The sequence below is a fragment of the Megasphaera sp. An286 genome (assembly GCF_002163455.1).
Classification (GTDB): domain Bacteria; phylum Bacillota; class Negativicutes; order Veillonellales; family Megasphaeraceae; genus Megasphaera; species Megasphaera stantonii.
The window spans coordinates 45,514-57,728 of record NZ_NFIY01000003.1 but is presented as its reverse complement, the minus strand read 5'-3'; the positions used below and the strand labels follow the sequence as shown (position 1 = coordinate 57,728).

Annotated in this window: 12 protein-coding genes; 9 read left to right on the top strand and 3 right to left on the bottom strand. The window is 55.1% G+C overall.

The window, feature by feature from the left end:
• Window positions 1–529 precede the first annotated feature (529 nt).
• The 3 genes from B5F80_RS02500 to B5F80_RS11160 form a co-directional block, all read right to left on the bottom strand.
• Window positions 530–1,618: a glycerol dehydrogenase gene (locus tag B5F80_RS02500; RefSeq protein ID WP_087477244.1), complete on the bottom strand. Its 1,089-nt coding sequence runs from the start codon at window positions 1,616–1,618 to the stop codon at window positions 530–532.
• Window positions 1,619–1,805: 187 nt separating this feature from the next.
• A complete protein-coding gene (locus tag B5F80_RS02495; protein WP_087477243.1) occupies window positions 1,806–3,257 on the bottom strand; it encodes a 4-hydroxyphenylacetate 3-hydroxylase family protein in 1,452 nt (483 codons plus the stop codon).
• Between the two features lie 344 nt (window positions 3,258–3,601).
• On the bottom strand, window positions 3,602–3,781 hold the full coding sequence (locus tag B5F80_RS11160) for a hypothetical protein (protein ID WP_143747153.1): 180 nt from the start codon (window positions 3,779–3,781) through the stop codon (window positions 3,602–3,604).
• A gap of 59 nt (window positions 3,782–3,840) precedes the next feature.
• On the opposite strand from B5F80_RS11160, the gene B5F80_RS02490 reads away from it, so the two are divergent.
• From B5F80_RS02490 to B5F80_RS02450, 9 genes are read left to right on the top strand one after another with little or no spacing between them, the layout of a single operon-like run.
• A complete protein-coding gene (locus B5F80_RS02490; RefSeq protein WP_087477242.1) occupies window positions 3,841–4,134 on the top strand; it encodes a NifU family protein in 294 nt (97 codons plus the stop codon).
• 9 nt (window positions 4,135–4,143) lie between these two features.
• The gene (locus B5F80_RS02485) at window positions 4,144–4,848 is read left to right on the top strand and encodes a MaoC family dehydratase (protein ID WP_087477241.1); all 705 of its coding nucleotides are present in this window, start codon (window positions 4,144–4,146) and stop codon (window positions 4,846–4,848) included.
• Window positions 4,849–4,873: 25 nt separating this feature from the next.
• Entirely contained in the window at window positions 4,874–5,110 is a 237-nt protein-coding gene (locus tag B5F80_RS02480; protein ID WP_087477240.1) for a hypothetical protein, read from the top strand.
• Complete coding sequence (locus B5F80_RS02475) at window positions 5,094–5,774, top strand: MBL fold metallo-hydrolase (protein WP_087477239.1); 681 nt, start codon at window positions 5,094–5,096, stop codon at window positions 5,772–5,774. Before B5F80_RS02480 ends, B5F80_RS02475 begins: the two co-directional genes overlap by 17 nt.
• The gene (locus B5F80_RS02470; protein ID WP_087477238.1) at window positions 5,764–6,825 is read left to right on the top strand and encodes an AMP-binding protein; all 1,062 of its coding nucleotides are present in this window, start codon (window positions 5,764–5,766) and stop codon (window positions 6,823–6,825) included. The genes B5F80_RS02475 and B5F80_RS02470 overlap by 11 nt, the downstream gene beginning before the upstream one ends.
• Window positions 6,818–8,002 (top strand): acyl-CoA reductase, encoded by a 1,185-nt coding sequence (locus B5F80_RS02465; RefSeq protein ID WP_087477237.1) that lies wholly within the window; start codon window positions 6,818–6,820, stop codon window positions 8,000–8,002. Before B5F80_RS02470 ends, B5F80_RS02465 begins: the two co-directional genes overlap by 8 nt.
• Before the next feature lie 12 nt (window positions 8,003–8,014).
• Window positions 8,015–9,421, top strand: a complete 1,407-nt coding sequence (locus B5F80_RS02460; RefSeq protein ID WP_087477236.1) for an AMP-binding protein — start codon at window positions 8,015–8,017, stop codon at window positions 9,419–9,421.
• 10 nt (window positions 9,422–9,431) lie between these two features.
• On the top strand, window positions 9,432–10,700 hold the full coding sequence (rpoN, locus tag B5F80_RS02455) for an RNA polymerase factor sigma-54 (protein WP_087477235.1): 1,269 nt from the start codon (window positions 9,432–9,434) through the stop codon (window positions 10,698–10,700).
• Between the two features lie 40 nt (window positions 10,701–10,740).
• A complete protein-coding gene (locus B5F80_RS02450; RefSeq protein WP_087477234.1) occupies window positions 10,741–12,192 on the top strand; it encodes a sigma 54-interacting transcriptional regulator in 1,452 nt (483 codons plus the stop codon).
• Window positions 12,193–12,215 lie beyond the last annotated feature (23 nt).

Sequence of the window (12,215 nt, the reverse complement as noted above, 5' to 3'; positions counted from 1 at the left end):
CTCTTAGTATATCATACGCAAGAAACCTTTGCCTTAGGACTCCCTTGCAAATTTTACATAGGAAATTCATCAGTCATACAGCCAGCCCCATCAAGAGCCTTAATCTTAAACACAGTCAAAACACCCCATAAAAAAGATGTCGCCGAAGAAATCGATCTTTCTTCAAGCGACATCTTTTTCATTATATTATGTTTTGTCAGCTGCCGGCGGTATGACAGCATATCCCGTAGCCCCTTCCACTTCAAGCCAAGAGCTTATCCAGATGGAACGGAGTGCTATGCGTATAGAAGAAAAGCCTTCCTTGATCTTGAGACGACTGTGATACCATATGGTTATTCCGTCGCATTCTTTACGCAGAAAACCGCCTTGAATTGGTTTACCTAAACCAATTTCCGGAACATAACTGCCCCAGATGCGATCACCTTTTCAAGTCCCGCCCAAGGACGGTTCAAACGTCAAGGATATGATAACGTGTCCGCCATGCTTTTGAATATACCCTTTCGCCGCCGGCGTTACGGTAAACATAACCTTAGGCGCGGCCAGCCGCGTCGGCTGCCATAATGGCAGCGTACACTTCGTCAGCCGTAATATCGGCGCGGACGTTTTTCGTAAACTGCGTCGGAACTGTCGCTGCGGCGGCAACCTGGCGAAGTTCTTCTTCCTTGACGTCTGTAATGCCCATATCGGCTAAGCACGACGGCAAGCCAACGGACTTGATATACTGCAGAACCGTATCCCATTCTTCCTGCGGAGCCTGTTCCAGCTGCAGCTGTACCAACAAACCGAAGGCTACCTTTTCGCCGTGAGACATGCCGTGCGCCTGAGGCACATAGGCAAATCCGTCGTTGACGGCATGCGCCGCAGCCAGGCCGCCGTCTTCAAAACCGACGCCGCTCAAATATACGCAGGCTTCGACGACGGCTTCCAGTTCCGGCGTGACGACGTGCTGTTCTACAGCTTCCAGGGCTTTCAGAGAATTCTTGAGGAGCGTCTGATAGCACAATTCGGACAAAGCCAGGGCCGTCATGGAGCACTTGCCGCGGGACATGGTCTTTGCGCCGCTGCGGTAGCAGGCACGGGCTTCAAAATACGTCGACAAGGCGTCGCCCATACCGGAAACGAGATAATGCTTCGGAGCCTGGGCAATGATTCCCGTATCGACGAGGACGACGTCGGGGTTGCGGTGCATCATGAGGGCCTTGATGACCACGCCTTCATCGTTATAAATGACAGCTACGCTGCTGCATGGCGCGTCGTTAGACGCAATCGTCGGAATAATGACAGACGGCAATCCGCCTAAATTCGTAGCGACGGCCTTCGACGTATCGAGAGCCGTGCCGCCGCCGACGCCGACGATGACGTCGCAGCCACTTTCTTTGGCTACAGTCATTGCATCTTCAATGGCCTGCTTCGTGCACTTGCCGCCAAATTCACAGAATACGACCTTTTTATCGGCGCTTTCCAGTGAGGCCGCAATGCGGTCGCCAATGCGCTTCTTATTGTTGGGAGACAGCAACACCAAAAACGTCGTCCCTAATTTTTTTACATACTTGCCTAACTTATCCAATTCGCCTTCGCCCTGGATATAGTATCCGGGAGCTTTCAATCCAATAGCCATGTATATTCCGCCTTTCTTATCCGTTATACTCTCATGATGCAAAATCTCCCTGTCAGGTAAACGTGCCGGCGCACGCCGCCTGCAGGGAGATCTTGCCTTGCAACTGCATACCGCCGGAGGCAAGGAGTCAGGCCTCAGGGCGGATATGCCTTATACATCATTCATAAGCAGTGAAGTGATACCAAAATTAGTCTTCAATATGCGCGATAGCTTTAGCCAGCTGTTTCTTCATGCGCAGGTTGCCCTGACGGGAAATCATGATGCGCTGCGCCTGCGGCGAGCCTGCACCGTGCATGGATTCCGTGCGGTAGCCGACGGCAGCCGTGCCAAGGCTGAGGTTTTCGATGAGGCGCAGTACTTTCAAGCGGTTTTCCGTCGATACGGAGCTTACGCCGCGGAGATATTTTTCAACGTACGGCCCGATCTTCGGATCGCGCAGGTCTTTTTCGGACGGAGCCGTTACCATGAGGCCGCCGGCAATATCTTCGGCAAGGCGGACGATTTCATAGGGGAAACGGGTAACGTTCTGCTTGCAGACGTTTGCCAGCAGGAGATCGATGAGGTAGTTGCCCGAAGCGGTCTTCGTACCCAATGCGGAGCAGGCGATGCCGCAGGCATACAACGTTTCGTTGAGGTGCTGCATTTCGATAAGCTTATCTTTAATATGCGATGCCTTCGGGCAGCCATTGTAGTCAGCAGCCAAAGCAGCAGCGCCGATGAGGACGTCGCCTACGCCGACCTTGCAGCCGCCGTAAGACTGACGGTGGTAGCCGGCGAAGCGTTCGACGAGAACGCCGGCAAATTCATATTCGCCGTTGAGGTAGATATTTTCGTTCGGAATGAATACGTTGTCGAAGATAACAAGAGCTTCCGTGCCGCCGAATTCGGGGTTGCCCGTATCCATTTCAGCGCCTTCGAGCTTACGCGTATCGCAGGACTGACGGCCGACGATCATGAAAATGCCTTCGGCGTCGGTCGGGCAGGAGAAGGAAATGGCATAATCTTTGTCGTCTTCGCCCATAGCGATCGTCGGCATGACGATAACTTCGTGGGAGTTGATAAAGCCTGTCTGATGAGCCTTGGCGCCGCGAACGACGACGCCGTCGGGGCGACGTTCTACGACGTGGAGGTACAAATCAGGATCTTCCTGTGCGTGGGGAGCCAGGCCGCGGTCGCCCTTCGGGTCGGTCATGGCGCCGTCAACTGTAAGGTCCTGCGTCTGCACCCGTTTCATGAAGGTCATGAAGTTGTCATGATAGTGGGTGCCGTATTTCTGGTCGATATCGTACGTCGTGGAGAATACGGCGTTGAAAGCGTCCATGCCTACGCAACGCTGGAAACAGGAAGCCGTTTTCTGGCCGAGGAGACGCTGCATTTTTACTTTGTTCATCAAGTCAGTCGTACTCTGATGAATGTGCGTAAAGCGGTTTACCCGTTCGCCTGTATACGGAGAAATAACAGTCATCAAATCCTGGTATTCCGGCATCTGAGCCAAGTCATAAGTCATGCGGACAGAATTCAGAGACGGACGGAGAATCGGGTCGTCTACAGGACATTCTACTTTTTTGCCAAACATGTATACCTGCAAGTTCAGTTTTCTCATGCTTTCAATATACTGTTCGCCAGTCATTAACGTCATAAATAAATCATCCTTTCCGGGAAAATACATCGAGAGATAGTAAAGACTGCACGGACGCACAAGGGTCTCGTTTCATCGCAGTGTCTTGCTTATATAATTAGCAATAATCGTGCCAAGTTAATGCGATTAGGCTGAAATTCAGAAAAATTTTTCTGCAAACAGGAACTGAATCCATGATTGTGGGGAAAAATAAAAATCTTCATGCCTCTTTTTGCTTCATTTTTGGTTCTTACCATAGGCAAACATTGTCTTTTGTGCTAAAATTGCAACAAGAGAAATTACACCATTGTTTCAATAATGGTTCAACGTTTCTAAATACGTCACTTTTGGCACAATAATAGATATCAAAACCAATTTTGTTTCAAAACAGGAGATGCAGCAGGAGAAATTGCCGGCAGTTTGACAAAAAACGGTGCATCACGCCGCTTCATCGCCTTGTATTTTTCATTTTCACTTGGATTTTTTGCCATTTTCAGCTGGGATAATCCTGCGCGCAGGCCGGCAAGCAGGTGTCCCCACAGCATTTGGCATAGTTATTGCTTATATATTACCATATAATAGTTAAGGAAAAGGAGTGACCCCCATGTCTACAGCTACTCGCGCCGAAATCGAAGGCGTATTGGACACCTACGTCCGCCCGTCGTTGGCTTCACATCAAGGAAACGTCGTCGTCGTCGATTATACCGACAAGGTGCTTCGCATCCGCCTGACGGGAAAATGCAGCGGCTGCCCCTCTGCTCAATTAACAACAGAAGAGCTAATCTCTGCAACGATCAAAGAACACATCCCTGAAATCGAAGACGTCATCTTAGTCAGCGGTGTCAGCGACGAATTAATCGCCCAGGCCAAGGCCATCTTACAGAACGGGCACTTGTAGGAGTTCCGCATGAAGATAGGGATAAAATACTGCGGCGGCTGCAACAGCCGGTACGACCGCACCAAAGAAGTGGAAAAGCTGAAGAAACAATTTCCCCAGCATGAATTTACTTACCAGGTAGATACAGCCATCTGTGATATCTGCCTCCTCGTCTGCGGCTGCATGACGGCCTGCGCGTCTCCGGAGGGGCTGGCGGCGAAACGCTTCGAGCAGCTCTGCACACCAGCCCAGTTTGCTCAGCTGGCGGCGGCGCTGAAAGCAGAGTCCGACGACCAACGGCCGGAGAAAAAACGACTCTGCGCCGGCCATATGGCGTCTGTGAAAAAAACGATAACCGAGGCCGATATACAAGCCTTTGCCGCCCTGACAGGGAATTACGGAAAGCTCCACGCCGACGCGGCCTTTGCCGCTCAGTGCGGATTTAAACGGCCCGTCGTCCCGCCTTCGCTCGTCGAAAGCCTGCTGTCAGCCCTCATGGAAACGCAGCTTCCCGGCGACGGCGCCATCCTCATGGAAAGCAGCGTTCGCTTCCCAGAGCCGGCCTACGTCGGCGACACCGTGACGTCGACGGCAGCGATTCTGGAAATAAGGCCGCACAGCCGCGGCTATGCGGCGACATTGCGCGGCGTCTGCACGAATCAAGACGGAACCATCGTCGCCGAAGGCACGTACCGCCATCTGCTGCCGGAGGCATTATTTTCCTGTACGCTTTAACAAAATGACTAAAAAAGGTGATACTATGACAAACTTAGAAAAATACGACAAACTCTTCATGACCAACTTCAAATTGACGAAAGACCAGCTCCCCGGTTTAAAATACCGTTCCATCAAATTATGGGACTCCATGGGCCACATGACGCTTATGGAAGACATGGAAGATACCTTCGACATTTCCATCGATACGCCGGACGTATTGGCTTTCAGCTCTTATGAAAAAGGCATGGACATTCTCCGCAACTATGGAGTCGACATTTAAATTCCCAGAGCCGGCATGCCTGGTCGATCCATTGACGGAAAGCAACTGCTATATCTTCACGTCCGGCAGCAGTGCGTTGCTCATAGACCCGAACAATGCCGACCTGATCAACACGTATGCAGCGGAACACCATCTCGTCCCGGAATACGTGCTGCTCACTCACGAGCACTGCGACCACATAGCTGGCCTCAACGACCTGCGCAGCCGCTGGCCCCTCTCCGTTGTCGCCAGCAAAAAATGCAGCGACGGCATCCAAAATACGAAGATGAACATGACGCGCATCATGGAATCGTATCTGTATTTTAAAAGCGGCGGCAAGCTGCACGTTTCTTATCCGAAATTTACCTGTCAGGCAGCGGATATCGTCTTCGACGCCCCAGTCTACGATTTCGTCTGGAAGGGACACTCCTTCCGCTGCATTGCCGCTCCGGGCCATACGCCGGGCAGTATCTGCATCGTCGCCGACGACGCTCTCTTGTTTTCCGGCGATTACTTCATTCCCGGCGAAGAAGTCATTACGCGCCTGCCCGGCGGCGACGACGAGGCTTACCAAACCGTCGGCAAAGACGTACTGCGCTCTCTGCCGGCTCCCATTTGGACCTATCCCGGCCACGGCCTTCCTTTCATGCTCACCCAGGAGGTGAAGAAACAGTATGGACTATAGCCAATGGCTGTCGTACGCGCCCTACGCCTGGACGCAGGAAGAAAAAGAAAAGCAGTATCTGCCCTATTTTCAAGAGTTGATAGAGCATCATCGCCGTCATTGCCGGCCCTATGGCCAAGCCCTCGACGTATTCGGGTACGGCAGTCAGTTTTCGGCGCTGGAGCAGATTCCCATGGTGCCAATCCGCTTATTCAAATACTTAAAACTGCAGAGCATTCCTGACGAAGAAATCTTCAAGATCATCACGTCGTCGGGAACGACGGGCCAGGCTCGCTCCCGCATCGTCCTGGACGCGGCGACGGCGCAAAACCAGCAGCTCACCTTATACGCCATCGTCAAGGATTTTCTCGGCGCAGGCCGCGTGCCCATGCTCATCGTCGATTCGCCGTCCGTCTTTACTGACCGGGCGGCGTTCAACGCCCGCGGAGCCGCTATCCTGGGTTTTTCCATCTTCGCTAAGAAAAAGTATTACGCCCTGACGGACGACTTGACCTTAAATAAAGAAGCCTTGCAGGCCTTCGCCTCCCGCACGGGGCCGGTCCTCATTTTCGGCTTTACCTTCATGATTTGGAAATATTTGTGCCAGGCCATTGCCGCCGCAGGCCTTTCCTTCGACTTTTCCAATGCCGTCGTCATCCACGGCGGCGGCTGGAAAAAAATGGAAGCCCAGGCCGTGTCGGCCGAGGCTTATAAGCGGCGGTTGTACGACCAGTTCCGCATTTCCCGCGTCCATAACTACTACGGCATGGCCGAGCAGACGGGCTGCGTATACATGGAATGCGAAGCCGGCCATCTCCACGCCAGCATTTTTTCCGATGTCATTGTCAGAGACCCGGAGGATTTTTCGCCCTGTCCCATAGGAAAACCGGGAATCCTCCAAGTCCTCTCTCCCATGGCCGTATCCTATCCCGGCCATTCGCTCCTGACGGAGGACATGGGGGCCATCTTAGGCGTTGACGATTGTCCCTGCGGCCGCAAGGGAAAGTATTTCCGCATCGACGGCCGCATTCCGCAAGCTGAAATCAGGGGGTGCAGCGATACGCATGAATAATCAATACACGCTTTTAGCCGGCTCTATACCGGAAAAACCATTCCCGATGAAGCCCTTCGCCCCTGTCGTACTGGATTTTCTCGCCGTCCTGTCCCACGAGCTGCGTCATCATCCCATAGCCCGGACCAAGCCTGCCTGGGGCGCTCTCGGCTTTTGGCTGCGCCCCAATCACCTCAAGCAGCTGCGCCGGCACCTTTCCCCGCAGGAGGCCCGCCTCGGCCGGGGCCTCATCTTTCACATCGCGCCGGCAAACATGCCGACCATCTTCGCCTACAGCCTGTGCATTTCCCTGCTGGCTGGAAACGGCAACATCGTCCGCGTCTCACCGCGCCTGGCTCCGGCTGTCGCCCCTATATGCGATGTAATTCACAAGATTTGGCAGGACGACAAATTCGCCGCCTTGCGCAGGCAGAACGCCATCGTCACCTACGGCCGCGACGACGAGCTGACGGGCCGCTTTTCCCAACAATGCGACGGCCGTATCGTCTGGGGCGGCGACAAGTCTATCGCCGAAATACGGATCTTTCCCCTGCCGCCGCAAGGCGTAGAGTTGGTCTTTGCCGACCGATATTCCTTCGCCGTCTTCGACTGCTCCAGTATTCAGAACGGTTCGGACGACGAGCTGCGCGCCTGGGCGCACCGCTTCTACAACGACACGTACGAAGCCGACCAGAACGCCTGCTCCAGCCCGCGCTTCGTCTTCTGGCTCGACGAAAGGGGCTCGGCCTTTGAAGCGGCGCAACGGCGCTGGTGGGACGCCGTCGCTGCCGAAGCTAAAGCCTATGACCTGCAGCCCATCAAGACCAGCGGCAAATACACCGACGCCTGGGAATTCGCCATGACCCAGCCGCACCTCCAGTCGGCGGCCTTCCGGACCAACAGACTGTACGTATACACCCTGTCGTCCCTGCCGCCGGACATTACGGCCTTATCAGGCTCCTTCGGCCAGTTCTTCCAATTCCCAATCCGAACCCTCGACGAAGTCCTGCCCTTTGCCGTCAAGAAGGTCCAGACCGTCTCCACCCTGGGCATCGATCCGGCAGTGCTGAAACAGGCCCTCGTCGAAGCCGGCGCCATGGGCGTCGACCGCGTCGTACCGGTCGGCCAGGCCTTGGATATGAGCGTCCTGTGGGACGGGTACAACATGCTCGAAGCCCTGTCCCGCGTCATAGAGTGAGGAGGCTTTCCTATGTATTTCTTTGACAAACATCCCAACTCCAAGGCGCATACGCTCTTTGAAGACGATTGCGGACAGGCGGCGACATATGAAACCTGGTATGCCCACGCCGACGAGCTGGGAGGCATCATGCCGTCCCGGTCCCTGGCGGCCATCGTATGCCGCAATACCATCGGTTCGGCCTTGTCTTACTTGTGCTGCCTGCAACGCCGCGTCGTCCCCCTGCTCATAGACGAAGCCATGGACGACGAGCTCAAGCAGGGACTCCTGGCCGCGTACCGCCCGGAATTCATCTTTTGCCCCTGCGGAACGGAAGGCGGCAAGCCCCTCTATTCGCTGTATGACTACGACGTATACCGCTATAATGATACGTCGCCGGCCCTATACGAAGGCCTGGGCCTGCTGCTGACGACGTCAGGCAGTACGGGAAGCCCGAAGCTCGTCCGTCTGAGCTACGACAACATCCAATCCAACGCCGCCTCTATCGCCCAGTATCTGGAACTAACCGCCGCCGACAGGCCCGTATCGAGCCTGCCCATGCACTATACCTTTGGGCTGTCCGTCATCAACAGCCACGTCCTCTGCGGCGCGGCGGAATGCCTGACGACGGCGACGGTTTTCGACGCAGCCTTTTGGCAGTTCTGCAAGGAAAAAAGAGTGACGTCCATCGCCGGCGTTCCCTTTACGTACGAATGCCTGCGCCGCCTGAAATTCACGGCCATGGAGCTTCCCGACTTGACGCTGATGATTCAGGCCGGCGGAAAATTGTCGAAAAAGCTGCAGAAGGAATTTGGCCAATACGCTGCCGGCACAGGAAAGCGCTTCGTCGTCATGTACGGCCAGACCGAGGCGACGGCCCGCATGTCCTACCTGCCGCCGGCAGACTGCCTCCGCAAGATCGGCAGCATCGGCGTCGCCATCCCCGGCGGCTCCTTCCGCATCTTGGACGACGACCACGCCGAGCTGACCGAACCCAACGCAATCGGCGAGCTGTGCTACGACGGCCCCAACGTATCCCTGGGCTACGCCCATGGCGCCGACGACCTCCAATTAGGAGACGAACGGCACGGCCGCCTGCTTACGGGCGACTTGGCCTACTGCGACGAAGACGGCTTCTACTATATTGCCGGCCGCAAAAAACGGTTTGTCAAAATCATGGGCAAGCGGGTCAACATGGACGAAGTCGAGCAGCTGTTCAAAAACGCCTTCGCCGACAGGGATTTCGCCTGCACCGGCGGCGACGACGACCTGCTCGTCTTTACGACGGCTCCGGAAACGGACTGCTCCGACTTGGAGGATTTCCTCGTCGCCAAGGCGGGCCTTCATCCCAGCTGCTTCACCATCCGTTCTATTGCAGCGATTCCCAAAAACTCGTCGGGCAAAACGCAGTATACGGACTTACCCGGCACAAAGGACTGAGGATATGTCAATGGACGCACGTATGACCCTTACGCAAGAACAAATTCAAAAGCTGTCGGCCATGCAGATTCAATCGCTGCAAATCCTGTCCATGTCCTCGGAAGACCTGCGCAGCCTGCTGCAGAAGGAGTCGGAAGAAAATCCCTTTCTCGATTATCATCCTTCAGCGTCCCGCGGCGGCGCAGCAGAATTTCTCCAGTTCGTCGCTGCGCCGGACAAGGACAGGATCAAAAATTTCCTCATAGAGCAGCTCAATCCCAGCCAGTTTACCAAGCCCCAATGGGCCCTGCTGAATTACCTGGCCCAGTGCGTCGACGACCGAGGCTATTTGACGGTGACGGAAAAAGATGTATCGCGCTTTCCCCTGCCGGACGGACTATTTTCCCAGGCCGTCGCCATCCTGCAGGGCCTGCATCCGCCGGGGATCGGCGCGTCGTCGCTGCAGGAGTGCCTGAAATTGCAGCTGCGGCGAAAGGGTGAGCTGACGCCCTTAGCGGAAACCCTCGTCGACTCGTTCTTAGAAGATATCGGAAAAAATCATATCACCGCCGTCTGCCGGGCCCTGGGCCTTCCGAAACAGCAGGTCCTGCCGACTATCCGGCGCATCCGCGCCCTCGACCCGGCCCCGCTGAAGGGCCTCTTTGACAGCGCAGACGCCTACGTCGTTCCCGACGTCGTCATCCGGCCAACTGAAGGGGAATATGAAATCATCTTGAACGACACGTGGTTCGCCTCCTATTCCATGAGCGATTACTATATCGCCATGATGCATCAGGCCGACGACCCGGACATCAAAACCTATTTCCAGCAGAAGCACGCCCGCTGCTCCCTGTTGCTCCACAATATAGAACGACGGCGCCAGACCCTCGCCGCGCTGACCGGCGCAATTTGGGAATGGCAGCGCGAATACCTGGAGACTCACCATGCCCTGCGGCCTATGACGCTCAAGGACATGGCGGAGAAAACGGGACTCCATATATCGACGATCAGCCGTGCCATCAAGGACAAATACGTGCAGACGCCGTACCGGACCCTTCCCTTCAAGGCCTTATTCCAATGCCCCCTGCGGAAAGACGGCCAGTCCCTTTCCAAAGACGCCGTCAAGAAAGCCCTTTGCCAGCTGATCCGCGAAGAAGATAAGGAACGCCCGTACAGCGACGCCCAGCTGGTAGAAATGCTGTCGGCGCAATTCCATACAGCAATTTCCCGGCGAGTTGTTCAAAAATACCGCAGCCTGCTTCATATCCCCAATTCTTACGCGCGAAAGATCCAGCCATGACCGCCCTACACTAAACAGCATGCTGGAAGAGAGGAGTCCTATGGGAACGAAAGAAATTTTTTCCACTGTCGCCGAAGCGGCAGAACACCTGAACGCGATTATCGAATACTCCTTCGACGGTATTTTCATTACCGATAAAAACTGCAACGTCCTGCGCATCAACCATTCGTACGAAGAAATTACCGGCCTGACAAAAGACGAAATCTTAGGAAAGAATATGGCCGATTTGGTGCAGCAGAAGCTCATCTCCGAGTCGGGCTCTCTCATCGTGTCCCGCACGAAGCGGCCCGTCACCTTGCAGCAGCGGTTCAAATCGGGGAAGGAAGCCCTGGTCACCAGCTCGCCTATTTTCGACAAAAACGGCGAACTCATCATGATCGTCACCAACGTCCGCGACCTGACGGAAATATACAACCTCAAGGAATCGATACAGGAAAAGACCGACGCCATCGAGCGCCTTCGCCTCGAGCTGGAGCACATTCAGACGCCCCTTACGGAGCGGGAGCTCATCGTCCGCGATGAAACGGCCCTGGCAGCCATGGTATTGGCCAACCGCGTCGCCCCCATGGACACGACGGTCATCTTGTTCGGCGAAACAGGCGTCGGCAAGGAAGTCATGGCCCGCTATATCTACCAGCACAGCAGCCGGGCCAAAAACAGCTTCATCCAGGTAAACTGCGGGGCCATCCCGCCCAGCCTCATCGAAAGCGAGCTCTTCGGCTACGAAAGCGGCGCCTTTACCGGAGCCAGCCGGGGCGGCAAAATCGGCCTGTTCGAATTAGCCGACAAGGGAACACTCTTTCTCGACGAAATCGGCGAGCTGCCGAAAGACATGCAGGTCAAGCTGCTGCGGGCCCTTCAGGAGCAGGAAATCATGCGCGTCGGCGGCACCAAGCCGATAAAAATCGACGTGCGCATCATCGCGGCGACGAACCGCAATTTAGAAGACATGGTGAAGAACGACCAATTCCGCGAGGATTTATACTATCGCCTCACAGTCTTCCCCATTTCCATTCCGCCCCTGCGGTTCCGCAAAAAGGATATTACCCCCCTGGCCCTGTCGTTTTTGGGCAAGCTCAATCAAAAATACAATTTTAAAAAGAGGTTTTCCAACATTTCCATTCAGCTCCTGAACGAATACCCCTGGCCCGGCAATATCCGCGAGCTGAAAAACATCGTCGAACGGGCCGTCATCATCAGCTCCGGCGACGAAATCAAGCCGGAAGACCTCCACCTGCTCCGGCCGACGAACCCTGTCGTCCCAGCCGAACAGGCAGCCGAAGAAGCCGCGCCGGAGACGGCCGCCGAAGTACCGGACGAACTCCCTTCCGACTTAAACGAAACGCTGGAAAAGCTGGAATACCATTACCTGACGATGGCCTACGAACAGGAAGGCAACGTCCGCGCCGCCGCCAAGGCCCTGGGCATCACGCCGTCGACTTTTGTCCGCAAGCGCAAGCGCTATGAAGAAACCTATGGAAATAAGGCCTGAGGCATTGTTGACATATGTCATCT